This window comes from Stenotrophomonas sp. C-A (assembly GCF_054030835.1).
Genome location: NZ_CM132916.1, coordinates 933,604 through 955,548, shown reverse-complemented (window position 1 = coordinate 955,548; position 21,945 = coordinate 933,604). Strand labels below are relative to the sequence as shown.

Sequence of the window (21,945 nt, the reverse complement as noted above, 5' to 3'; positions counted from 1 at the left end):
CCCCTACCAACTCCCGCGCTCCGACCAAGCCTGCCGTGTCATGTACGGCAAGCCAGGGCGGCGCGTGGTCATCCACATCAAAGCCGAGGAACTACCCCAATGAAAGAGATCGTCGCCATCGCAATCGACCTGCTGACCGCCCCGTTCCGCAAGGACACCGTGACCGACGTGGTGAAGGTGCTGGAGGGCCAGGTGGACAAGCTGTTCAAGATCAGCGCCGACCGCATCGCCACCGCCTCGACGCTGCGCGACAAGGCCGATGTCCTGCACTCGCAGGCCGACGAGCACGAGGAAGAAGCCGAGCGCGCACTGCGCGTCGCCGAGCGCTTCACCAACCTGATCCGCTAAGGGACCAACCATGACTGCCGAGCAACACGCTCGGTCCCTGTTCGACGTGTTGCCGGCCGAAGTCCGCCACCTGGTCATCCTGGGTGGCGGAAGCCTGCGCGCGTTCTACGACGGGACCGAAATCAAGGACATCGACTGCTTCTTCGTGTCACTTGCGAGCTACACCTACGTGGCCGCGTACCTGAGCGGCCGTAGCGACTGGACCAGCGAAGCCGCTCCGAACGGTATCCGCAACTTCCGCTCGCCCGAGGGTCACCTCGTGAGCCTGATCGGCTTCGAGTTCGGCACGCCGCACGAGCACTGCGCCCGCTTCGATCTGCGGTGCTGCGCCCATGTCGCCATCTACGAACCCAGCACCGACGAGGTGGTGGTCGTATCCCTCGAAGGCGCGGTTGCCGACGCATCGGAGAAGCTGCTGTTCGTGCTGAACAACAACGGCACCGAGCGCACCATCCGCCGCATCACGCACTACGTCGAGGACTACGGCTACACGCTGCATCCCGACCAGCCCGAGCAGGACGAACTGTTCGAGGACGACGACTTCTCCGGCCACGCGCCGCAGGGCGTCCACACGCCGCCGAAGGCCCCCGAGCCGGAGTACATCCTCCGCGCCCGCCGCCGCGTCCGCGCAATCCCCGTAACCAACCACGGCTACCCGTAAGGAGGACCGCCGTTGATCCTCGTATTCGACTGCGAGACCAATGGCCTCCTCGACGAACTTGACACGATCCACTGCATTTCCCTCCAAGAGGTAGATGAGACCGGCGCACCGCGCGGTCCCATCCTGTCCGCCAACGATCACGGCACGGGCGAAATGACAGTCCGTCAGGCCGTCGAGAGGCTCAAGAAGGCCAAGCGCGTTGTCGGCCACAACATCGCCGGATTCGACATTCCGGCTATCGCCAAGGTGTTCCCGGACTTCAAGGTCCAGGCGTACTTCGACACGCTGCTGATGTCCACGCTGGTCTACCCGGACCTCAAGGACCGCGACTTCAAGGCCCGCAAGAAGCAGGGAGCGAACCCGGTGTTGCCGGGCAAGCTGATCGGCCGTCACTCCCTCGAAGCGTGGGGCTACCGCCTCGGCCGCTGGAAAGGCGACTACGCGGCGCAGATGGCCGCACGCGGCCTCGACCCCTGGGCACAGTGGTCTCAGGAAATGGACGACTACTGCGACCAGGACGTTGCGGTCACGCAAGCGCTGTTCGCGTTGTTGATGAGCAAGGGCCTCCCCACCGAGGCCATCGAGCTGGAGCAGGCCGTCGCGCCGATCCTCTCGCGTCAGCAGCGCTACGGCTACCTGTTCGATCAGGAGAAGGCGCGTGAGCTGGAGTGCATCCTCGTGTCCCGGCGCACTGCGCTGGAGGCCGAGCTGCGCAAGGTCATTCCGCCGTGGAAGGTGGTGAAGCGCAAGTTCGTACCGAAGCGCGACGACAAGCGCCGCGGTTACGTCAAGGGCGTGGAGGTCACGACCTACAAGGACGTGGTGTTCAACCCGGCAAGCCGCCAGCACATCGCTGACCGCTTGACTGCAATGTACGGCTGGCAGCCCCAGGAGTTCACCGAGAAGGGCCAGCCGAAGATCGACGAAGAAGTCCTGGGCGCGCTCAAGTTCCCGATCATCCCGCTCCTGCTGGAGCACTTCATCGTCAACAAGCGCCTCGGCCAGCTCGCCGAAGGCGACGAGGCGTGGCTCAAGGCCATCAAGAAGGACGGCCGCATCCACGGCAGCGTGAATCAGAACGCAGCGGTGACCGGCCGCATGACGCACTCGAAGCCGAACATCGCTCAGGTGCCGAAGGTCCAGCACTCGAAGGAGAAGGGAATCCTCAAGGGCCAGGAAGGCGGCTACGGATTCGAGTGCCGCTCGTTGTTCTGCGTCCCAACAGGGAAGCTCCAGGTCGGCGCGGACGCCTCGGGATTGGAGCTGCGCTGCCTGGCGCACTTCATGGCAAAGCACGACGGCGGCGAGTACGCCAAGGTCATCCTCGAAGGCGACATCCACTCCGTCAACCAATCGGCGGCAGGACTGCCCACCCGCGACAACGCCAAGACCTTCATCTACGCCTTCCTCTACGGGGCAGGCGACGCGAAGCTCGGCTCCATCGTGGGTAAGGGTCGCCAGGCCGGGGCGAAGCTCCGCTCGAAGTTCCTGGCCGGGCTGCCTGCGCTGGAGAAGCTGGTACGCGGGGTCAAGAAGCGCGCGGCCGAGAAGGGATACCTGATCGGTCTCGATGGCCGGAAGCTGCACATCCGCAGCGACCACGCCGCGCTCAACACCCTGCTCCAGTCGGCCGGTGCGCTGGTGATGAAGAAAGCCCTGGTGATCCTCGACGCCGACCTGCAAGCCGCAAGGTTGGTGCCGGGCGTCCACTACGAGTTCCTCGCCAACGTCCATGACGAGTGGCAGATCGAAGTGGACGAGGACAAGGCCGAGTTCGTGGGCAAGACCGCACAGGCTGCCATCCGCAAGGCTGGCGAATACTTCGGCTTCCGCTGTCCGCTCGATGGCGAGTTCAAGATCGGAAGGAATTGGGCCGAGACGCACTGACCCGCGGCAAGCGGGACATTGCACTCGCCCTGGTGCGCCAAGCGAAACGCCGGGCAGCAAGGAAGGGACTGCCGTTCGACCTCACGTCGGACGACATCGTGGTCCCCGACTTCTGCCCGGCGCTGGGCATCCCGCTGTACCGCGCTGTCGGGCGCAAGGCCCAAGGCCCCAACTCACCCACGCTCGACCGCATCGAACCTGACCTCGGCTACGTCCGGGGCAACGTGCGCGTGATCTCCGCACGCGCGAATCAGATCAAGTCCGACGCGACTCCCTCGGAGCTTCTGCGAGTCGCCTGTTACGTCCAAGAGAACCGATGAACCCAACCAACATCCTGCGCGCCCTCGCGGCGCTGCTGGTCGTTGCCGCGCTCGCGGCTGGCGGCTTCGCAGCCTGGAAGTACACCGCAATGGCCCAGCGCGTGACGGAGCTGGAGGAGTCGGCAAAGGAACTGGCCGACCTCAAGCAGACCGTCGAGACCCTCAACCGCGAAGCCGTGCGCCGCTCTGCCTTCGATGCAGCGCTGCGGAACGCCCGCGCCACCACCAACCGCTCTGTGGAGATTGCAGCAAATGCTGACCCGGAAACTGGCGATTACCTGTCTCGCCGCATTCCTGACGAGCTGCGCCGCGCACACCTCGAAAGTCGTGCCGGAGCAGTTCCTCCAGCCGACCGTCATTGAGGGCACGCACTCCTCACTCGACGCCGTGATGGCTGACCCGACCACCACCACCTACGACCTCTACCGCTTCGGCGGCAACGCCGAGGACGGCCTCCTGCGCTGCAACGCCGACAAGGCGAGCGCCCTGGAAGTCCTCAAGGAATCGAACCGATGAACGAGAATCAGCTTCGCGTGCATTTCATTGGCGGCCCCGCTGACGGCGATGTCCGCTTGATCGCTCCGTGTACTACCTACCGCGTGGCTGTGCTCGAACACCAGCCCGAGGTTCACGCCTACAACGCCAAGTGCCCGTGCTGCACGGAGCGCATGCTGCGCCCCGTGGAGTGGAACACCGCGATCTACTTCATCCGCCGCGTTGGCGAGAAGTGCTGGGTCGCCGTACACGAGAGCATGGCATGAAGCGCGCACTTCTGATCCTGGCGCTGTGCGCTGGCCTCGCTGCGTGCGACATGAAGCCTTGGCCGCCACGCGCCGATTACGGCTCGTGCCTGAAAGGACACACCGAGAGTGGCCTGATGCTGATCCCAAACAGCAATGGCGGATTCTCGTACATCCCCACCAGCGATTACGTCTGCGACGAGTACGAGTACCCGCTCGGCGACGGCCCGGAGTACCAGGCCGGAATGAAGCGCTACGCCGCCGAGCTACAGGCGTGGTATGAGCGTCACCCGGAGAAGCGGCCATGACTTCCTACGTGACCTATCGGCCACCGCATGCGGCCGGTTCCTGGGTCATCGGCGGCAACTTCTTCGTGCAGGTCAAGGAGCGTCCGAACTGGCTGCACCGCTGGTTCGCGCTGGCGTTCCTGGGATGGCAGTGGGTGGACGCATGAACAAGCGCGGCCCCCTGCTGCTGATCGACGCCGACGTGCTGCGCTACCAGCTCGCGTTCTCGAACACCGCGAACATCGACTGGAACGGCGACGGCAACAAGGTCGAAGCGATCCAGCCCGAGCGCGCGAAGGCGAAGCTGGAGGACTACATCGACGAGATCGTCGAGAAGTTCGGCGCGCGTGATTACCTGCTGGCCCTGTCCTGCAAGAAGCACAACTTCCGCAAGGACATCGACCCGACCTACAAGCTCAACCGCGCCAGCAAGGACAAGCCTGCCCTGTGGTACGTGCTCGACGAGTTCGTATACGACGAGTTCGGCGACAAGATCGTGGAGATCGAGAACCTGGAAGGTGACGACGTGCTGGGCCTGCTGGCCTCGCACCCGAATCCGAAGCGCGCGCCAGGTAGCCGCATCGTCGTGTCCATCGACAAGGACATGCAGACGATCCCCGGCATCCGTCTCTACAACCCCAACCGTCCCGACGTGGGCGTCCGGCCGATCTCGGCTCACGACGCTGACCTGTTCTGGATGAAGCAGGTGCTCACGGGCGACCAGGTGGACAACTACCCCGGCTTCCCCGGCATCGGCCACAAGGGCGCGGACGAGCTGCTCATGCCAATCCACGAGGCGTACCGCGATGCGTCCGTCGAGGAGCACCTCGGCGCGCTGTGGAACACCGTCGTCACCACCTACACCACCCGCATCCCCCGCGGCGGCACCGAGCCGCTGTCGAAGCACGATGCGATCCGCCAAGCACGCCTCGCGCGAATCCTGCGCTACGGCGACTACAACCCCAAGACCAAGGAAGTGAAGCTGTGGAAACCCTGATCCTGTTCATCACCATCGTCGCCGTGCTGGCCGTGCTGTTCGCCTTCGTCGCCTACGGCGCTGCCTGGCTGTGGTGGCGCAGCCTCAACACCCTCGAACGTGCCATGTACCGCGACGCCGCCAGTATCAAGCTGTGGCCCGCTGCTGTCGGCGCTGTCGGCGTTGCTTGGCTGGTCGCACGCTCGCTCGCGTGACGATTAGCCCCGCTTGGCCCTAGCGTTCTCCCAATCAGCAATTAATTCGTCCCGGACGTGATCCGCTGCAACCGGACGCACAACCTTGTCATGCAAAAACACTGTGACTGTCGGTTTGCCGTCAGCGGTCTCGCCGCCGACCACCTTGAGATTTACCAGCGACTGCACCCTATTGACGAGATTGTCGTGGTCTTGCTGAGCCTTAGCGGGAGGGGAATGCTCGTAACTCGCCTCAGCGGCTACGAAGCCGTAAATCCTGTCTGCGTAGTTCTGTTGCGTGTGCGTTACTTGTTCGTATTCGGCGTACTCGATCCCGTCCATAAGCGGCTCCTTTTCTGACCGCTGAGTATGCGGCATTAACATCCCTGTTGGTAACTGGCCCGCTTCGTGCGGGCCTTTCCTTTTCTGGAGTCCCCATGAAGATCATCGGAATTACCGGCCGCGCCCGTAGCGGCAAAGACACCCTGGCCGAGTTCCTGGTCAGCGACCACGGCTTCGTGAAGCTGTCCTTCGCGGCCCCGATCCGCGCCTTCGTGGCGGACATCACCGGCCTGCCGGTGTCCGCGATGGAGGACGGCCCGCTCAAGGAGGAGCCGCTCGACTGGCTCAACGGGCAGACCCCGCGCCGCCTGATGCAGACCGTGGGCACCGAGTGGGGCCGCGAAATGATCGACCGCGACCTGTGGGTCAAGGTGGTCGCGCAGAAGATCCGTCAGGCCCGCCGCGACGGCGCTGCTGGCGTCGTGGTGTCGGACGTTCGCTTCGACAACGAAGCGCAGTTCATCCGTGAGTGGGGCGGCCAGGTGGTCCAGGTGCTCCGCGACAGCGCGGCCCCGGTCTCGGCGCATGCCTCCGAGGCAGGCGTCCACGGCGACCTGATCGACACCGTGCTCGACAACAACGGCCCGATCCACCGCCTGCGGATGGTCGCGGAATCGCTGGCCCGACTCTAAGGGTTTAGTGGTCATCATCGGGGGAAACGACAGTTTCCCCACCTATTCATAACCCAGGAGTTCTATGCAAATCCCTCTGCACTCCTACGACCTGATCGACCTCCTGGACGAACTGCACCCCGAAGTGATCTACGACCCCGCCCAGCCGAAGGAGGAGTTCCTGCTCCGGCAGGGCGAGCGTCGCCTGATCCTGCGGCTCAAGGCGCTGCGGAAGGTCGAGCAGATGGATCACCGCGCCCGCTAACCATGTGCAGCAAGCCCAACATGCCGGACCAGCAGGAGAAAGACCCGATCCTGCTGACCCGCCAGGACACCCAGCCGACCGGCCACGCGGCCGATCAGCGGCGTAAGTCCAAGGTCCGCCTGGACCTGAACAACGCAACGCAGTACCAAGGACTGACCATCCCGAATGGCTGACGCCAAGCAGACCTCGGCCGAGAAGCAGACGGCCGCGAAGCGCTACGGCGATCTCAAGTCCAACCGCAAAGAAGCCGAGACGCGCGCCAAGCGCTGCGCCAAGGTCACCCTGCCCCGCCTGTGGGTGGACGAGGGCGCGAAATCGCGCACCCCCGGTTCCGCCTACATCGACACCGGCCCGAAGTGCGTCAACGCCCTGGCCTCGAAGATCGTGCTGGCCTGGCTCCCGCCGAACGCCTCGGTATTCAAGCTCGCGCCTGACCAGGCCGTCGCCGAGAACATCGCCGAGCAGGCTGGCGTGGAGACCTCCGAACTGGAGGCCGCGCTGGTGGACGTGGAGCGGGTCATCGTCAACGACCTGGAGACCAGCGGCGTTCGCCCGGTCCTCAGCGAGGCGGCCAAGCACGCCATCGTCCTCGGCAACTTCCTGCTCTACGACCCCGACGAGGGCAAGCCCAAGCTGTACCCGCTGACCTCCTACGTGACCGACCGCGATGGCCTGGGCAACGTGCTGGAGATCATCACGCTCGACAAGATCGCCCCGGCCATGCTGCCGGACTCGATCCGCGCGGCGGTGATGCAGAAGCTCGCCCAGGAACGCGACGAAAAGACCAAGAACGACGACGTGAACCTCTACACCTGGGTGCGTCGCTCGGAAGATGGCAAGGAGTGGGAAGTGGTCCAGGAGGTCGAGGGCGTCGAAGTCCCCGAGACCGTGGGCACCTACCCCATCGACGCCTGCCCGTGGATTCCCCTGTGCGCCCCGCCGTCCCTCGTGGACGACTACGGCGAGGGCTTGGTCTACGACTACGTGGGCGCGTTCGAGTCGCTGGAGGCGCTGCGCAAGGCGATCCGTAAGGGTGCCGCCGCCCTGGCGAAGATCATCATGTTCCTCAAGCCGACCTCGACGATCCGCGAGCGCCAGCTCACCGAGGCCGAGTCCGGCGCGGTGCTGCGTGGCGAGGCCAGCGACGTGACCACGCTCCAGCTCCAGAAAGCCTACGACCTGAACTTCGTGCGTCAGGAGGCCGAAGGGCTGGCGAACTCGCTGGAGCTGATCTTTGGCGTGAAGTCCGCCGTGCAGCGCCCCGGCGAGCGTGTGACCGCCTACGAAATCCGGGTGCTCACCCAGGAACTCGACGACGCCCTCAGCGGCTTCATGGCGATGTCGGGCGAGCAGCTCTTGCTGCCGCTGATCCGCCGCCGCCTGCACAAGCTCCAGAAGCAGGGTCGCCTGCCCGAGCTGCCGCAGGAACTCATCAAGCCGCGCATCACCGTAGGCATCGCCGCCCTCGGCCGCGGCCACGACCTGAACAAGCTGATCGAGTTCGGTCAGGCAGTGGATGCGCTTGTCGGCGCAGAGGAGAAGGCACGCCGCCTCAACAGTGGCGAGGCGATCTCCCGACTGGCCGCCGCTTCCGACATTTCCACCAAGGGCCTGATCCGCTCCGACGACGAGCTTGCTGCCGAGCAGCAGGACGCCTCGGCGCAGGAGGCGATGGTCCGTGCCGCTCCGAATATCGCCTCAGCGATGACCCAAACCCCGTAACCCCCGAGAAGGACGCAATGTCGAACGAAACCACCGAGAAGCCCGCCAAGCCGACCAAGGAAGCCCCGAAGGCTCCGAGCGTCGAGCGTAAGGGCAAGGCCGAGATCACCCGCAAGACGAACGGCCTGGTCATCGTCAACTACAAGCCCGAGGACAAGTAATGTCGCAGCCGGGCAAGTCCGAAGTGACCGTCAGCCTTGACGGCATCAACGGCCAGCCGACCCCAGGTCAGCAGCCGCCGCAGAACTCCCAGGACACCCAGCAGCCCGCACCGGGCGCGCAGGGTGGCACCGATGGCGAGCGCCTGTTCGGCGGCAAGTACAAGACCGTGGAGGAGCTGGAAGCCGCCTACGCAGAACTGAGCACGCCAGCCGACGACAAGGGTGGCAAGGGCGGCCCCGCGACCATCGACGACGCCACCGCGGATGACGCGCGTGACGCCCTGGCGCGGGCTGGCCTGAACCTGGACGACTTCGCCACCGAGTTCAACTCGAACGGCTCGCTGTCCGAGGAGAGCTACAAGAAGCTCCAGGACGCGGGCTATCCGAAGGAGCTGGTGGACGTGTACGTCGATGGCCTGCGCGCTCGCGTGCAGACCTACGAGAACGCCGTCTACTCGCCTGCAGGCGGCAAGGCCGGTTACGACGGCCTGGTCCAGTGGGCCAAGACCAACCTGAGCGCCGAGCAGAAGCGGGCGTTCAACGAAGCGGTGCAGTCCGGCGACGCCGGACGCGCAGCGCTGGCAGTCCAGGGCCTCGTCGCCCTCCGTGGCGGCAACGGCCGCCTTCTGAACGGCAAGACCGCGGCGAACGCCGATGCCGGTCCCAAGCCGTTCCAGTCGCAGGCGCAGGTCGTCGAAGCGATGCGCGATGTGCGCTACCACCGTGATCCGGCTTACCGCGCGGAAGTCTCCGCCCGCCTGGCCGTGTCGCCGCTGTTCAAGTAATCCACTCAACCTCAAGCAAGGACTAAATGTCGGACGCAATCCCCTCCCGCCTGGGTCAAGCCCAGGCCAACGGCGACGCCTGGGCGCTGTTCAAGCAGAACTACACTGCTGAAACCATCACCAGCTTCGTCGAGAACTACAAGCTGGACGGCCGCGTGTCGGTGCGCAACATCGAGAGCGGCAAGTCCGCCTCGTTCCCGAACGTCGGCACCATCGGCTCCGAGTACCATGTGCCCGGCACCGAGATCAAGGGCATGGTGGTCGAGCACAACGAGACCATCATCACCCTCGATCCGATGCTGATCTCGCACGCCTTCATCGCCAACATCGACGAGGCGATGAACCACTACGACGTGCGTTCCGAGTACACCCGTCAGCAGGGTGCGGAGCTGGCGCTCAAGCGTATGCAGAACGAGCTGCGCTGCGCGATCCTGGCCGCTCGCACCACCGAAGGCAAGGTCGAAGGCCAGCCGGGTGGTGCCATCATCAAGGCCGCCACGATGGCCTCCGATCCGACCGTGCTGGCCGATGCGTTCCGCAACGCCCGCATGCTGTTCGACGAGAAGCTGCTGCCGGACAACCCGCAGGAGTTCACTGGCGCACTGGCCCCGGCTCAGTGGTATCTGCTGACCGAGAACAAGGACTTGATCGACCGCGACATCAACGCGGAATCGAACGGCTCCTACGGCCAGGCGATCATTTCCTCGGTCGCTCGCATCCCGCTGGTGAAGATCAACGCGATGCCGCGTGTCGATGAGTCGGCCCTGGCCTCGATCCCTGCCAAGTACCGCGGCAACTTTGCGGACACCGTGGGCGTGATCTTCCACCGCTCGGCGGTCGGCACCCTCAAGCTGCTGGACCTGTCCCTGGAGGACGTGTACCAGGGCGAGAAGCAGGGCACCCTGATGCTGGCGAAGTACGCGCTGGGTCACGGCATCCTGGCTCCGCGCGGTGCCATCGAGCTGTCGAAGGCTCCGTAAGCAATACAGCGCCGTTGGGCAAATCCCGCGGCGCTTCAATCTCTCTCCATCTACGGGGGACATCCACATGGGTGTCCCCCGTTTTTTTGCCCCGAATCCATGAACCTCGAACTCACTCCGACCACGGAACTCGAAGCCGTCAATGTGCTGCTCGGTGCTATCGGCGAAGCGCCGATCAGCGACCTCGAAGCGCTCGGCAACCTGTACGCCTCGCAGGCGCGCGACACCCTCCGCGCGGTGAGCCGCGAGGTCCAAACCGCTGGCTGGTGGTTCAACACCAGCGAGTCGTTCACCTTCACGCTCAACGCGGAAGGCAAGGTGCTGCCGCCGCAGTCGATCCTCAAGCTCGTCCCCGCACGCGGAAGCGAGCCGCTGGTGATCCGAGGCACGCGCCTCATCAACCCGCTCACCCTCGCCGACACGTTCTCGTCGGCACCCACCGCCGACTTCGTGACCTGGTTCCTCGCCTACGAGGAGCTGCCCGAGTCGGCCCGCCGCTACATCGCCGTGCGCGCTGCGCGTTTGTTCCAGACGAGCGTGCTGGGTAGCGACCAGCTCTACGTGTTCACCGAGAAGCACGAGGAGGAGGCATACCTCATCTTCGCGCAGGAGCACGCTGACTTCACCTACGCCCGCGGCCACAACTTCCTCAGTGGCTCGACGGACGTGTCTGATATTTGGGACCGCTGATGCCGCTAATCACGGGGGACTATCCCTCGTTCCTGGGAGGCGAGTCGCAGCAGGACGATACCGTCCGCTCGCCGAACCAGCTCACCAAGGCGATCAACGCCTGGCTGCATGCCGCAATGGGCGCGGGCAAGCGCCCGCCCGCCGAGTTCGTTGCTGGACTTGGCGTCACCCTCGATCACGACTGTGCCTTCCACTCCATCGTCCGCGATGAGAACGAGCGCTACATCGTCGCCGTGGGTCACCGCAGCATCCGCGTGTTCGACCACGAGACCGGCAAGGAATACACCGTCAATGCCACGGGCGACGCGCTCAACTACTTGGACACCCAGGGACAGCGTGCGTGGTCGTGCTTCGCGCTGGCGACGTTCTCCGACACCACCTTCATCGTCAACCGGCTGGTAGACGTGAAGCAGAGCGACGAGCTGTCGCCCGGTTCGCTGTACGGATCGGCGCAAACGATGTCCGACCTGCCGAAGCCCGGTGACAAAGGCTCGGCCGTTGTGCCGACCGGCGCGATCTACAACATCATCGGCTCGTCCGAGTCGCAGTTCGACGACTACTACGTCCAGAAGCAGTCCTCCTCGGTCTACCTGGAGGTCGCCCGGCCGGGCATCAAGCACCGCTTCGATGCCAAGACGATGCCGCACATCCTCAAGCGCATCCCCGATCCGGTGCATGCGGACGGCTTTTGGTTCTCCTTCGGTGGACCGGAGTGGACCGCTCGCCTCGCGGGTGACGAGCAAAGCAACCCGTTCCCGTCCATCGACGGCCAGCGCATCCGCGAGGTGTTCAAGCACCGGGACCGCCTGGGCTTACTGGCCGGGGAGAACGTGCTGATGTCCGAGGTCTCCGACCCGTTCAACCTCTGGCGCACTTCGGTGACCCAGGTGCTCGACGCCGACCCCATCGACGTAAGCGTCAGCGGGTCGAACGGCGTCACCACGCTCTACCACGCAGTTCCGTTCCAGTCGGCCCTGTTCCTTGCCGCTGCGGGCGGCCAGTTCCTCCTGACCGCCGAGCCGTACCTGGCCGCCAAGAACGTCAAGAGCGATCCGGTCAACAGCTACAGCAGCTCGCCGTACATCCGGCCGAAGCTGATGGGCGAGTCGCTGTACTTCACCGAGGACAGCGGCGCATACGCAAGCGTGCGCGAATACTTCATCGACGACCTGTCGGTGACCGGCGACGCCGCCGACGTGACCGCGCATGTGCCCAAGCTGATGCCGGGCCGCATGCGAGCGATGGCGAGCGCAAGTGGTGCCGACTGCGTGTTCTTCGCTCCTGACGAGCCGACCGACGCGCAGCTCTACGTCTACTTCGTCCGCTGGATCGGTGACGAGAAGCAGCAGTCCGCATGGACGCGCTGGTCAATCTCCGGCGTCGGCCGCATCGTCCACATGCACGCCATCAACGACGTGCTGTACGCCGTCGCGGAAGCGCCGGGAGGCGGCTGCGAGCTGCTCAAGTTCCGCATGGTGCTCAACCAGCACGACGCGGACGCCACGGGCGACTACAACTTCCTGCTCGACCGCATGCTGGTGGTGCAGCCCACCTATCAGCAGTTCGGCAACGAGACCTGGATCGACCTACCCTACATCGTGCCCGATGGCATGACGGTCACCGTCCTCAAGACGGACGACTGGCAAGACCCCGGCGCGTACCTCGACATCACCAAGGCGCGCTGGGACAACGCCCGCACCCGCCTCGCGCTCCCCGGTAACCACACCGAGGGCCGCGTGGTCGTCGGCATGGACTACGAGCACCGCCTCACGCTGACCAAGCCCATCGTTCGCGGCGGGCAGAACCAGGCCGTGCTGGTGGGCCGCACGCAGGTGCGTGACATCGAGGTCGCCTACAAGGACGGCGCGTACTTCGAGCTGGAGGTCGAGCAACACGGCAACGGCCGAGTCGAGACCTACGTGGCGTCGCACTCCGGTGCGTACACCGCGCGCGTCCTCAACGACTCGGTGTTCCGCACCAGCGCCCCGACGTTCCACTCCGGCTCTCGCCGGTTCCCCGTGCTGGGTGACGCCAACAGCGTCCGCATGCACCTCGTCAACCGCCTGCCGTTCCAGTGCTGGTTCCAGTCAGCACAGTGGCGCGGCATGTTCGTCTCCCGCAGCCGAGTATGACCCTGACCTATCGAAGCCCCACCGCCAGCGACATCCTCCACGTCGCCGAGAACATGCGGCAGGAGGACATCCTGGAGGTGGCGGCTTCGCATGGTCACACCCCGCTCCAGGCGCTCGCATACGCAGTGACCGCGAGCGACCGCAGTTTCGCCGCGATGCACGACGGTTCTCCCGTGTGCATCTTCGGCTTCACCCAGCACGCCGAGGGTATCGCCTCGGTTTGGCTGCTGGGCACCGACGCCCTGGTGGCTCCCTCGTTCCGCCGCACGTTCCTCCGAGAAGCTCGGCGGATCAGCGACGAGTGGGCGGCCACCTTCGGCACCATCTTCAACTTCGTCGATGTCCACGCCGTCACCACGCGGCGATGGCTCGGCTGGCTTGGCTTCCGCGAGAGCGGCGTCGAGTCCGCCTACGGCTTCGCCAAGACACCCTTCGTCCGAGTAACCAAGACCCCATGTGCAACCCCGTAGCAGTCCAGGTCGGTATCGCCGCAGTCAGCGCGATGGCGACCATGTACGGCCAGAATCAGAACAACAAGGCCATCGAGGAAGCCGCGGAGCGTCAGCAGGAGCAGATCAACGACCAGGCCGCCGAGCGCACCCAACAGCGCATGGAGGAGGCCCGCGCACTGCGATCCGCGATGCGCGCCTCCGCAGCAGAAGCGGCAGTGTCCGGCAACTCGGTCGAGCTGCTGGCGAACGACATCATGGCCCAGGCTGGCCGTGACGTGGCCCTCATCGAGAAGAACCGCAGGAACGGAGTCGTCGAAAGCGGCTCCGAAGCACGCGCTCGTATCCGCACCGGCAATGCCGAGGCGATGGGCGGCGTGATGCAGTCAGGCGCGAACGCCTACAGCAACATCCAAACCTACAAGCGCTATTCCATCCCCGGAGACGAGTAACCCGTGGCTCGCACGAAACCCCAAGAGATCATCCGCCGCGCGCAGGTGCCGCAGCGTCTCGCCGAGCGCCCCGTTCTGGCGGTGCAGGCTGACCAGGCGTCCTCCGCTGGTGCCGGTGCCCTCTCTCGCACCGCCGCTGCGGTGCTGACGCGCGTCTCGGATTCCGTCAACTCGCAGATGATCTCCAACAGCCGCGAGCAGTACACCGCCGCGGCGACCCAACGTATGCAGGAGGACGCCGAGGGTACGCCCCGGCAGGCCGAGGACTTCGTTGCCCAGCAGTCGGAGTCATGGCGTCGCGGCTACCTCAAGGCTGACGGCATCATCCGCGTCCGCGACTGGCAGATCGAAGCGGCCAAGGAGATCGCCAAGGCCGAACCCGGCACCGACATCGAGCCGCTCATCAAGGAGCGGATGGCGGCGCTGACGCAGAACCCCGAGTTCCAAGACCCGCAGGTCCGCAAGGCCCTGATGCCGGTCGCCATGCGCGCCGCGCAGCAGGTCCGCCAGCAGTGGCAGGCCGACTCGATGCGGGAAATGCTGGTGCGGCAGAAGGAGTCGCTGACCGCGATCATCCGCGACGGCATCAAGGGCGGCACGTTCCTCACCTCCGAGGGCATGAACGGCCTGTACGCGATGCTGGATCAGGAGGAGTACGCCTACCTCAACAAGCGCGACGTGGACGAACTCTACGTCGAGGCCGCCAAGGAGGAGCTGGCTGCGGGCAACCGCGATCCTCAGTCGATCCTGGCGTTCCTGGAGAAGGACCGCGGCGACGGCCAGCCAGGCTTGATGAACACCGAGCACGGCGACGAGCTGCGCGCGGCGGCTGCCGCTGGTGCCCGCGTAATCGCACACCGCGAGGACGAGGCACGCAAGCAGGCGATGGCCGAGGCGGAGTGGACGCTCCAGGGCCTCGCGGATCGCGGCCAGCTCACCCACAAGACCATCGACACCTGGGCCAGCAAGTTCGGCCTGAGCGGCGGCGACCTCCAGTCCTTCAAGCGCTACTGGAACAACCAGCAGGAGCAGACTCTCCGCCGCTGGGAGCAGGAAGCGAAGGAGCGCGCCCGAGAGGAGCGCATCCGCAAGCTGGTCGCCGGGGGCAACCCCTACGAGATCAGCGACGCCGACCTCAAGAAGCAGGCCGGTAAGGAGTGGGAGGAAACCCCGCAGGCCACACGCGGCCAGGTGCTCCAGAAGTGGGCACGGCAGGGCATCGTCATCCCTCAGCTCGAACGCATCCTCAAGCGCGCCGACCCGGCGTTCCAGGAGAACTTCCAGAACGCCGCGACGCTGTACGAACAGCTCCGCAAGGTCTCGCCCAAGTACGCCGATACGGTCGCTGGCGGCGAGGCTGCCGCGATGCTGGACCAGTACCTCTACGACACCCGGCGCAGCGGTCAGTCGCACCAGGAGGCCGCTCGCGTCCTGACGCAACCGAAGCGCGAAGTCGAGGAGGCCCGCTCGGTCATCAACGACACCTGGAAGTCCGGCATCAAGGACTACCTGGAGATCGACGGCAAGCCGCGCGACCCGCGTGAGCTGCACCGCATCCGCCAGGAAGCCGAGCGCATCGCCTCTCGTGGCGGCGTGTCCGGCGAAGCCGCCATCCGTGCAGCGGTCGGTCAGATCGACGCCCAGCGCACGACCGTCAACGGCCGCCGCGTGCCGAACATCGGCATGCCGCAGGGTGCCGAGCCAGCGGTAGACGAGCTGATCCAGACGGTCGCGCGCAAGCTCGGCCGCGACCCGGATGAGCTGTCGGCCCTGCCCAATCCCCGCAATCCTGGGCAGTGGCAGATCGTCGGCCCCGACAACTGGCTGATCCCTGACCCTGACACCGGCCGCGCCATCGGTTTCGACCCGCGTGCCATCGCGGCACAGCACCAGCGCTGGAAGGGAGACCTTGCGGAATCCCAGGCGCGTCGTCGGGTCGAGCAGCGCACCACCTGGGCGGATCAGTCCCGGAACATCCGCGACCTGCGCTCGCAGTCGGCGACAACGGAAGTCCCCGCGACCATCGCCAAGCGCGACGCCAGCGCCGCCGAGGCCGCCGCTTTCGAGCTGCCCAAGTTCGACCTCACCAAGCCGCTGGTCCCCAACGCGGGCACCAAGCAAACCACCACCACCCCGGCAGTCCCCGAGGACTTCCTGGAGTACCTGACGAGGAAGTAAGACCGCATGTTTGAATCCCTACCCGGCGCAGACGAGAACATCGTCAAGCCGGCAACCCAGCAGCCCATCGTGCAAGCCGTGCGCGAGCGCAAGGAGCAGCGAGAGGCCGCGCAGCGCCGGAAGGATCAGACGACCGTATGGGACGGATGGGGCGCTGCCCAGGCAAAGGGCGGCATCGGCTTCATCGACCGCTTCATCACCGAGCTGGGCTACGAGCCGCAGCAGGGCTATCGCATTCCCGCAGACGCGCGCAAGCGTTGGGAGTCGATGGGCCTGCGCCCGGAGCAGTGGGAGCTGTTCGGCCGGGCCACGTCCGACGAGCACCTCTCCTATCTGGAATCCGTGGCCTTCATGAATCAGATGGCGGACGACGACCTGGCGCAGTTTGGCCTGGGCGGACAGATCGCCCTCGGCTTCACCGACCCGGTGGCAACCGGCCTCGATCTCGCCACGGGCGGCCTGGGGTACGCAGCCAAGGCCGGACGCCTCGCCAACGCGGTGCGTTCCGGTCTACAGGCTGCGGGCACCTCCGCGCTGATGTCGGCCGCAACCTCCACCTACGACCCCGAGCAGACGCTCGCGGATGGCGTGCAGAGCGCCGCCCTGTCGTTCGCGTTCGGTGGTGCCCTCGGCGCTCGCCGGGGTGCCCTGTTCGATGGCGAGGTCAAGCCTGACGTGGTGAAGCGGCTGGCTGGTGACGACTCGCTGTCGGCCGCCCGCGTTGCTGGCACCGCCACCACCGACCCGACGCCCGGCGTCCTCCCGCTGCGCAATGAGACCGCATTCGAGCAGGAGTTCACCGACAAGGCGCTGGTCAACGCGCACATCACGCCCCACTTCGCCACCGTCCGCCGCGATCTTGCTGCCCGCATGGGTAGCGCCAAGTCGCCGCTGGTGCGCGAGGCGGGCCGCCTGCTGTTCCGCGATGGCGTCGGCTACACCGATCGCTCCGTCGCGGTCCAGGAGTCCACCAGCGAGTTCGCCAAGCGCCACCTGGCCGTCATGGAGACGGAATGGCGGAGCGGAGTGAACGCCGCGTGGGACGCCTACAAGCAACGGACGGGCACGCATTGGTGGAACTTCTCCGAGCGCGCCAAGTTCAACGAGGAGGTCGGCCGTGCCGTGCGCGGTGCGCCGGACGTGTCACCGGAAGCCGCCAAGGCTGCCGGAAGCGTCGCCAAGGCGATGCGGGATGCGCTCAAGCTGGCGCAGGACAGCAACCTCGACGGCTTCGCCAACGTGGCGCAGAACGGCAACTACCTGCCGCGCTATTGGAGCGGCAAGGGCTTCAAGCGCCTGTTCGGCGAAATGCAGCTCCACCAGGACGACGTGATCGACCAGCTCATCAAGCCCGCCATGCGTCGCGCATGGGAGGCCGCCGCCGACGAAGGCGACGAGATCGACGACGAGCTGCTCGGGGCGGTTGCACGCTCCTACCTCAAGCGCGCTCAGGCGAACTTCGAGGGCGACGGGATGGACCTGCTGGTCCGCCCGCTGGACAACGATTCGGTCGAGGAGATCGGCAACATGCTGACCGAGGCGGGCGTCTCGCCCGTGCGGTCGCAAGAGCTGCTGTCCAAGCTGGAGCGCAAGACCTACGAGTCGGGCAAGCTCGACCGCGCGAAGAAGCGCATCGACCTCGACGAGACCTACTCCACCACCATCCGCAACGAGGCTGGCGAGGACGTGCAGGTCTCGATGGCCGACCTGTTCGACAACGACGTGGACTCGGTGATGACCCGCTACATGCGCGAGATCACCGGCTGGTCGGCGCTATCGTCGAAGGCTGGCATCAAGAACCGCGCACAGCTCGACCGCTTCGTGTCGAAGCTCAAGAGCGACGCCCGCAAGTCCGGCGACGACGTGAAGGACATCGAGCGCCTGATCGACATCGGCCTCAAGTCCACCTTCGGTCGCAGCACCGAACTCGATCCCGCCAGCCGTGGCGCACGCTACGCGCGGTTCCTGCGCAACTGGAACTTCGCCCGCGTGATGAACCAGGTAGGCTTCTCGCTGTTCGCCGAGCTTGGCCCGACCATCGCGCATGCTGGTCTCCGCAACTTCTGGAACTCCGTGGGTGCCGCCCGCGACTTCCTGGTGCGCGGTGCTGACGGCAAGCTGTCCTCGCAGGAGGCGCGCGTGATGGAGCGACTGTTCGCACCCGGCACCGACTGGCTGCGCAACCCGCCGTTCCTGCGCCTGGACGAGGACGCGCTCGTGCCGCAGACGTTCAATGTCAAGCACGGCGAGAAGATCGACAACGCGATGAACATGGCGACGCACGTCACCTCGGTCGCATCCGGCATGGCCCCGATCAACACGATGCTCCAACGCATCGCCGGTCGCGCCACGCTGCTGCGGCTGCTGGACATGGCGAACGCCAAGAAGCTGTCGGACGCCGAAGTGGCCCGCCTGCGCACCTGGGGCCTCGACGAGAAGGCCCAGGCCGACGTGTTCGGCTACCTGAAAGGCAAGCGACAGATCGAGCAGATCGACCCGGACAAGCTGCCGTTCCAGACGCGCGAGCGCATGGCGGCATTCCTGTTCCGCGTGACGCGACACCAGGTTCTCGAAGGTGATGCCTCGGACAGCATCGAGCTGATGCACTCCACCACCGGCCGCATCGTCACGCAGTTCCGCAGCTTCATGATCAACAGCTTCACCCGCCACTTCCTGAACTCGGTCCACCACTACGACGACTGGCGCACCTACGCGATGGTCGTGCTGTCCACCTCGGCAGCAGGGATGGGCTGGGCGGCTCGCACGTACATCAACACCGCTGGCAACCCCGAGCAGCGGAAGAAGCAGCTCACGCAGGCTAACTTCTACAAGAACGCTGTCGCGCAATCGAGCTGGTCGAACGTCATCCCCGCAGTCACCGACGCAGTGTGGGCTGACGCCTTGGGCAACGACCCGGTATTCGCCAACAACCGCTCGACCGGCCTGGAGAACGGCGTGATGGGCATCCCGTCCATCGACCTGTTCAACAAGGTCTACGGCAGCACGCGGATGATCGGCTCGGCCATCCGCGACGACGAGGAGATCACCGAGAAGCAGATGCGCGACTTCTGGAAGATTTGGTGGTTCAACAACATGACGGGCGTCCGCAACATCGCGGATCAAGCCCTACAGCAGTTCCCCGACCGCAAGGACGGGACTGATCGACCGTAACCAGGAGGCCCTTCGGGGCCTCCACCTTTTTGAGGACGCATGATCGAACTATCGCGCGGCCTTTCCTTCGTGCTCTACACCTACGAGGGAGGCCCTACGCGGTTCACCGTGCCGTTCCTGTACATCGCCCGCGAACACATCCGGGCGTTCGTCGGTGAACCGGACGCGGCCCGCGCTGTCTCCGTGTCGTGGGTGGACGCCAGCACCATCGAGATTCCGTCGCAGGATGGCGTGCTCGACGCACCCTACACTGTGACCATCCGGCGATTCACGCCGATTGACGCCCTCCTGGTCAACTACAAGGAAGGCGCAAACCTCCCGGCGCGCGACTTGTCCAAGTCGTTCCGCCAACTACTGTACGCACACCAGGAACTCGCCGAGTTCGGTAGCGGCAGCGGCCTCCCCGGTGGCGGCCCCGGTAACCCCGGTGGCAACCCGGACCTCAATGCAATCATCGAGCAGCTCCTCCGCTCGCCAGCACTGCAAGACCTGCTGACCCGCATCGACCTCATCGACGTGAACGCCGAGGCGATCCTGGAGGAGATCATGCGCTCGCACGAGTTCTTCGACGTGCAGCGCGACTACGGCGACAAGATCAGCACGGCCACCCATGAGATCGGGCTGCTGACCGAAGGCAACAAGGTCATCGCGCAGCAGATCATCGACCTGTTCGCGCGGGTGGACTACGGCGAGCAGAGTAACCAAGCACGGTTCCTGGAGGTCAATCGCGCCATCGCCGACGAGCACTCTGCGCGCGTCGAGGCGATCACCGAGCTGCAAGGCCAGGTGGTCGAGAACGGCAAGACAATCTCCGCAGCGCTCAACCAGCGCATCGACGAGGTGGAGAGCACCACCGAAGCGGCGCGCGCGGCCACCGAGCAACGCCTCGGCGCAGAGATCGAGGACAGCGCGGCGCAGGTCCGCACCGCAGTCATGGCCGAGGTTGACGCGACCAAGGCCCGCGTGTCCGACGTTGAGACGGCAGTGGTTCGCCACGGCGAGAACATCGCTGGCCTGGCCGAGACCACGGAAGCCCTGACGGATGCCGAGGGTGCCAACACGGCATTCCGGCAGCAGATGGCGGCGAGCTACGGCGCGAACGTGCCGCAGGGGATCGCCAACGAGATCGACGGCCAGGTGTCGGCTGTTTCGGCTGCCTTCGAGCAGCGCATCGACACCGAAGCGTCCGCACGCGAAGCCCTGGCGTCCCAGGTGTCCACGCTTGAGACCAGCACCGCGCCGACGATCTTCTCGGACGCACAGCCCTCCCCGCCCGCTGGCGGCTTCAAGGTTCCGACCTTTTGGGTCAAGACCGGGCAGACCGGCGCGTACCTGACGCAGATTTGGGATGGCACCGGCTGGCGCAAGGCCGACCTGGATGTCACCTCTCCGACCGGCGCGCTGGTGCAGCAGCTCAACACCACCAAGATCACCGCCGAGCAGGCACAGGCCATCGCGGCCACGCAGGTCCAGGCGTTCAAGGACGGCGACTTCGCCACCATCCGGCAGGAGTTCAATGTGGTCGCCGGGCAGCACTCCGGCATGTACGGTCAGTGGCAGGCCAACTACTCGGTCAAGATCAACGCGGGCACCATCAACGGCGTCCCCGTGGTCGCCGGTATCGCCCTCTCCGCCAACCCGCAGACCGGCAGCGACTTCATCGTCACCGCGGATCGCTTCGCCTTCGTCCACCCGCAGTACACCTCGGGCGGCACCCTGGCGAGCATCAAGTATCCGTTCGTGATCGGTACAGTCGGCGGCCAGTCCACCGTGGGTATCCAAGGTGCGCTGGTGGTGGACGGGACGATCACTGCGGACAAGATCAGGGTGAACTCCCTAGCCGCACTCACGGCGAACGCGGGCACGATCAACGGCGGCACGTTCAAGACCCACACTCTCGACGGCAACGGCAACATCGTCAACGCTGCCGAGTTCCGCGTGGAAATCTCCAACCTCGGCGACTGGCCCCTGTGGGTCGGCTCCGGCGCGAAGAACGCCAACAACGCGGTGTTCTACGTGGACCGCAACGGCGGCGCGTTCTTCCGAGGCCGCGTCAATGCCCCCAACATCGTGGGGCAGTTCCAGTCGGCGACCGGCGTGTGGTGGACCGGGGCAACGAGCCTCTGCTACCAGGCGGGCAACAACTTCATCCCGCTCGGCGATTGGGTGGCGATCCACGAGTTCTGGCTCGGCGCTCCGGTGCTGGCTGGCGAGGGTCATACGCCTTCCGTGTCGGTGACCGTGACCGCGAACACGCGCGTCTACGGGCTGCACGTCATCTTGGAGGAGCTGCGCGACTCCGTATGGGTCGTCATCGCCTCACACGAACCGCCGATGTACCGCGCGTTGATTCAGCAGATGGGCGGCGACGGCAACACCTTCACCGCGTCCAATTTCTACACCTACGAGCAGTCGGTGACGCTCTCGGCGTCCGGGGCATGGACAGGCGGTGCCCGCGCGTTCCGCGTGCGTTGCCGCGCATCCAGTCCGCCTCCGCAGGTCCACGGCTACGACGCCCCGGCCTACCCGAACTACCTCATCACGTCGATTGGCGGCTTCGCCTTCGGCATCCGATAACCCTCAGAGAGAATCCA

General features: G+C 65.6%; 26 protein-coding genes. 25 read left to right on the top strand and 1 reads right to left on the bottom strand.

Annotated features, from left to right (window positions below; genetic code table 11):
- Nucleotides 1-99: 99 nt before the first annotated feature.
- From ACW5IY_RS04430 to ACW5IY_RS04380, 11 genes are read left to right on the top strand one after another with little or no spacing between them, the layout of a single operon-like run.
- Nucleotides 100-348 carry a hypothetical protein gene (locus ACW5IY_RS04430; RefSeq protein ID WP_005412417.1) on the top strand — a complete coding sequence of 83 codons (249 nt, stop codon included), beginning with the start codon at nt 100-102 and terminating at the stop codon, nt 346-348.
- A gap of 10 nt (nt 349-358) precedes the next feature.
- Entirely contained in the window at nt 359-1,009 is a 651-nt protein-coding gene (locus ACW5IY_RS04425; protein ID WP_049434078.1) for a hypothetical protein, read from the top strand.
- A 12-nt stretch (nt 1,010-1,021) separates the two neighbouring features.
- The gene (locus tag ACW5IY_RS04420; RefSeq protein ID WP_065428010.1) at nt 1,022-2,896 is read left to right on the top strand and encodes a DNA polymerase; all 1,875 of its coding nucleotides are present in this window, start codon (nt 1,022-1,024) and stop codon (nt 2,894-2,896) included.
- Nucleotides 2,878-3,216, top strand: a complete 339-nt coding sequence (locus ACW5IY_RS04415) for a hypothetical protein (RefSeq protein WP_050483582.1) — start codon at nt 2,878-2,880, stop codon at nt 3,214-3,216. The genes ACW5IY_RS04420 and ACW5IY_RS04415 overlap by 19 nt, the downstream gene beginning before the upstream one ends.
- Complete coding sequence (locus ACW5IY_RS04410; RefSeq protein WP_005412414.1) at nt 3,213-3,578, top strand: hypothetical protein; 366 nt, start codon at nt 3,213-3,215, stop codon at nt 3,576-3,578. The genes ACW5IY_RS04415 and ACW5IY_RS04410 overlap by 4 nt, the downstream gene beginning before the upstream one ends.
- A gap of 28 nt (nt 3,579-3,606) precedes the next feature.
- Nucleotides 3,607-3,732, top strand: a complete 126-nt coding sequence (locus ACW5IY_RS04405; protein WP_258013034.1) for a hypothetical protein — start codon at nt 3,607-3,609, stop codon at nt 3,730-3,732.
- Nucleotides 3,729-3,977, top strand: coding sequence for a hypothetical protein (locus ACW5IY_RS04400; RefSeq protein ID WP_004154585.1), 249 nt, complete (start codon nt 3,729-3,731; stop codon nt 3,975-3,977). Before ACW5IY_RS04405 ends, ACW5IY_RS04400 begins: the two co-directional genes overlap by 4 nt.
- Nucleotides 3,974-4,264, top strand: a complete 291-nt coding sequence (locus tag ACW5IY_RS04395) for a hypothetical protein (protein WP_049434075.1) — start codon at nt 3,974-3,976, stop codon at nt 4,262-4,264. Before ACW5IY_RS04400 ends, ACW5IY_RS04395 begins: the two co-directional genes overlap by 4 nt.
- Nucleotides 4,261-4,410, top strand: coding sequence for a hypothetical protein (locus tag ACW5IY_RS04390; RefSeq protein WP_160314061.1), 150 nt, complete (start codon nt 4,261-4,263; stop codon nt 4,408-4,410). The genes ACW5IY_RS04395 and ACW5IY_RS04390 overlap by 4 nt, the downstream gene beginning before the upstream one ends.
- Nucleotides 4,407-5,240, top strand: a complete 834-nt coding sequence (locus tag ACW5IY_RS04385) for a hypothetical protein (protein ID WP_004154583.1) — start codon at nt 4,407-4,409, stop codon at nt 5,238-5,240. Before ACW5IY_RS04390 ends, ACW5IY_RS04385 begins: the two co-directional genes overlap by 4 nt.
- Complete coding sequence (locus ACW5IY_RS04380) at nt 5,228-5,434, top strand: hypothetical protein (RefSeq protein ID WP_049397854.1); 207 nt, start codon at nt 5,228-5,230, stop codon at nt 5,432-5,434. Before ACW5IY_RS04385 ends, ACW5IY_RS04380 begins: the two co-directional genes overlap by 13 nt.
- Before the next feature lie 3 nt (nt 5,435-5,437).
- Here ACW5IY_RS04380 and ACW5IY_RS04375 read toward each other — a convergent pair whose 3' ends face one another.
- The gene (locus ACW5IY_RS04375) at nt 5,438-5,755 is read right to left on the bottom strand and encodes a hypothetical protein (RefSeq protein WP_150359514.1); all 318 of its coding nucleotides are present in this window, start codon (nt 5,753-5,755) and stop codon (nt 5,438-5,440) included.
- A 95-nt stretch (nt 5,756-5,850) separates the two neighbouring features.
- Between ACW5IY_RS04375 and ACW5IY_RS04370 the strand changes: the two genes are divergently transcribed.
- From ACW5IY_RS04370 to ACW5IY_RS04305, 14 genes are all read left to right on the top strand, one after another.
- Nucleotides 5,851-6,387: a deoxynucleotide monophosphate kinase family protein gene (locus tag ACW5IY_RS04370; protein WP_049434072.1), complete on the top strand. Its 537-nt coding sequence runs from the start codon at nt 5,851-5,853 to the stop codon at nt 6,385-6,387.
- A gap of 64 nt (nt 6,388-6,451) precedes the next feature.
- Nucleotides 6,452-6,631, top strand: coding sequence for a hypothetical protein (locus ACW5IY_RS04365; RefSeq protein ID WP_049434071.1), 180 nt, complete (start codon nt 6,452-6,454; stop codon nt 6,629-6,631).
- 20 nt (nt 6,632-6,651) lie between these two features.
- Nucleotides 6,652-6,804: a hypothetical protein gene (locus ACW5IY_RS04360; RefSeq protein WP_005412406.1), complete on the top strand. Its 153-nt coding sequence runs from the start codon at nt 6,652-6,654 to the stop codon at nt 6,802-6,804.
- Nucleotides 6,797-8,353, top strand: coding sequence for a portal protein (locus tag ACW5IY_RS04355; protein ID WP_005412405.1), 1,557 nt, complete (start codon nt 6,797-6,799; stop codon nt 8,351-8,353). The genes ACW5IY_RS04360 and ACW5IY_RS04355 overlap by 8 nt, the downstream gene beginning before the upstream one ends.
- A 17-nt stretch (nt 8,354-8,370) precedes the next feature.
- A complete protein-coding gene (locus tag ACW5IY_RS04350) occupies nt 8,371-8,514 on the top strand; it encodes a hypothetical protein (RefSeq protein ID WP_004154577.1) in 144 nt (47 codons plus the stop codon).
- The gene (locus ACW5IY_RS04345) at nt 8,514-9,299 is read left to right on the top strand and encodes a capsid assembly protein (protein ID WP_049434070.1); all 786 of its coding nucleotides are present in this window, start codon (nt 8,514-8,516) and stop codon (nt 9,297-9,299) included. The genes ACW5IY_RS04350 and ACW5IY_RS04345 overlap by 1 nt, the downstream gene beginning before the upstream one ends.
- Nucleotides 9,300-9,325: 26 nt before the next feature.
- The gene (locus ACW5IY_RS04340) at nt 9,326-10,279 is read left to right on the top strand and encodes a major capsid protein (RefSeq protein ID WP_049434069.1); all 954 of its coding nucleotides are present in this window, start codon (nt 9,326-9,328) and stop codon (nt 10,277-10,279) included.
- Between the two features lie 99 nt (nt 10,280-10,378).
- Complete coding sequence (locus ACW5IY_RS04335; protein WP_005412402.1) at nt 10,379-10,969, top strand: hypothetical protein; 591 nt, start codon at nt 10,379-10,381, stop codon at nt 10,967-10,969.
- Nucleotides 10,969-13,101, top strand: a complete 2,133-nt coding sequence (locus ACW5IY_RS04330) for a phage nozzle protein (protein WP_049434066.1) — start codon at nt 10,969-10,971, stop codon at nt 13,099-13,101. Before ACW5IY_RS04335 ends, ACW5IY_RS04330 begins: the two co-directional genes overlap by 1 nt.
- A complete protein-coding gene (locus tag ACW5IY_RS04325) occupies nt 13,098-13,571 on the top strand; it encodes a hypothetical protein (RefSeq protein WP_049434065.1) in 474 nt (157 codons plus the stop codon). Before ACW5IY_RS04330 ends, ACW5IY_RS04325 begins: the two co-directional genes overlap by 4 nt.
- Before the next feature lie 32 nt (nt 13,572-13,603).
- Complete coding sequence (locus tag ACW5IY_RS04320) at nt 13,604-14,002, top strand: virion core protein, T7 gp14 family (protein ID WP_049434063.1); 399 nt, start codon at nt 13,604-13,606, stop codon at nt 14,000-14,002.
- Nucleotides 14,003-14,005: 3 nt separating this feature from the next.
- Nucleotides 14,006-16,180, top strand: a complete 2,175-nt coding sequence (locus ACW5IY_RS04315; protein ID WP_049434061.1) for a hypothetical protein — start codon at nt 14,006-14,008, stop codon at nt 16,178-16,180.
- A 69-nt stretch (nt 16,181-16,249) separates the two neighbouring features.
- Entirely contained in the window at nt 16,250-19,351 is a 3,102-nt protein-coding gene (locus ACW5IY_RS04310) for a hypothetical protein (RefSeq protein ID WP_239682841.1), read from the top strand.
- A gap of 39 nt (nt 19,352-19,390) precedes the next feature.
- A complete protein-coding gene (locus ACW5IY_RS04305; RefSeq protein ID WP_053091846.1) occupies nt 19,391-21,928 on the top strand; it encodes a phage tail fiber domain-containing protein in 2,538 nt (845 codons plus the stop codon).
- Nucleotides 21,929-21,945: the final 17 nt, after the last annotated feature.

What these genes read in the sequence shown, in the direction of transcription:
- ACW5IY_RS04360 (WP_005412406.1), top strand. Translation starts at nt 6,652, where the DNA reads ATGCCGGACCAGCAGGAGAAAGACCCGATCCTGCTGACCCGCCAGGAC.
- ACW5IY_RS04370 (WP_049434072.1), top strand. Translation starts at nt 5,851, where the DNA reads ATGAAGATCATCGGAATTACCGGCCGCGCCCGTAGCGGCAAAGACACC.
- ACW5IY_RS04350 (WP_004154577.1), top strand. Translation starts at nt 8,371, where the DNA reads ATGTCGAACGAAACCACCGAGAAGCCCGCCAAGCCGACCAAGGAAGCC.
- ACW5IY_RS04385 (WP_004154583.1), top strand. Translation starts at nt 4,407, where the DNA reads ATGAACAAGCGCGGCCCCCTGCTGCTGATCGACGCCGACGTGCTGCGC.
- ACW5IY_RS04330 (WP_049434066.1), top strand. Translation starts at nt 10,969, where the DNA reads ATGCCGCTAATCACGGGGGACTATCCCTCGTTCCTGGGAGGCGAGTCG.
- ACW5IY_RS04365 (WP_049434071.1), top strand. Translation starts at nt 6,452, where the DNA reads ATGCAAATCCCTCTGCACTCCTACGACCTGATCGACCTCCTGGACGAA.
- ACW5IY_RS04430 (WP_005412417.1), top strand. Translation starts at nt 100, where the DNA reads ATGAAAGAGATCGTCGCCATCGCAATCGACCTGCTGACCGCCCCGTTC.
- ACW5IY_RS04395 (WP_049434075.1), top strand. Translation starts at nt 3,974, where the DNA reads ATGAAGCGCGCACTTCTGATCCTGGCGCTGTGCGCTGGCCTCGCTGCG.
- ACW5IY_RS04325 (WP_049434065.1), top strand. Translation starts at nt 13,098, where the DNA reads ATGACCCTGACCTATCGAAGCCCCACCGCCAGCGACATCCTCCACGTC.
- ACW5IY_RS04335 (WP_005412402.1), top strand. Translation starts at nt 10,379, where the DNA reads ATGAACCTCGAACTCACTCCGACCACGGAACTCGAAGCCGTCAATGTG.
- ACW5IY_RS04340 (WP_049434069.1), top strand. Translation starts at nt 9,326, where the DNA reads ATGTCGGACGCAATCCCCTCCCGCCTGGGTCAAGCCCAGGCCAACGGC.
- ACW5IY_RS04345 (WP_049434070.1), top strand. Translation starts at nt 8,514, where the DNA reads ATGTCGCAGCCGGGCAAGTCCGAAGTGACCGTCAGCCTTGACGGCATC.
- ACW5IY_RS04410 (WP_005412414.1), top strand. Translation starts at nt 3,213, where the DNA reads ATGAACCCAACCAACATCCTGCGCGCCCTCGCGGCGCTGCTGGTCGTT.
- ACW5IY_RS04320 (WP_049434063.1), top strand. Translation starts at nt 13,604, where the DNA reads ATGGCGACCATGTACGGCCAGAATCAGAACAACAAGGCCATCGAGGAA.
- ACW5IY_RS04400 (WP_004154585.1), top strand. Translation starts at nt 3,729, where the DNA reads ATGAACGAGAATCAGCTTCGCGTGCATTTCATTGGCGGCCCCGCTGAC.
- ACW5IY_RS04405 (WP_258013034.1), top strand. Translation starts at nt 3,607, where the DNA reads ATGGCTGACCCGACCACCACCACCTACGACCTCTACCGCTTCGGCGGC.
- ACW5IY_RS04375 (WP_150359514.1), bottom strand. Translation starts at nt 5,755, where the DNA reads ATGGACGGGATCGAGTACGCCGAATACGAACAAGTAACGCACACGCAA.
- ACW5IY_RS04355 (WP_005412405.1), top strand. Translation starts at nt 6,797, where the DNA reads ATGGCTGACGCCAAGCAGACCTCGGCCGAGAAGCAGACGGCCGCGAAG.
- ACW5IY_RS04425 (WP_049434078.1), top strand. Translation starts at nt 359, where the DNA reads ATGACTGCCGAGCAACACGCTCGGTCCCTGTTCGACGTGTTGCCGGCC.
- ACW5IY_RS04390 (WP_160314061.1), top strand. Translation starts at nt 4,261, where the DNA reads ATGACTTCCTACGTGACCTATCGGCCACCGCATGCGGCCGGTTCCTGG.
- ACW5IY_RS04305 (WP_053091846.1), top strand. Translation starts at nt 19,391, where the DNA reads ATGATCGAACTATCGCGCGGCCTTTCCTTCGTGCTCTACACCTACGAG.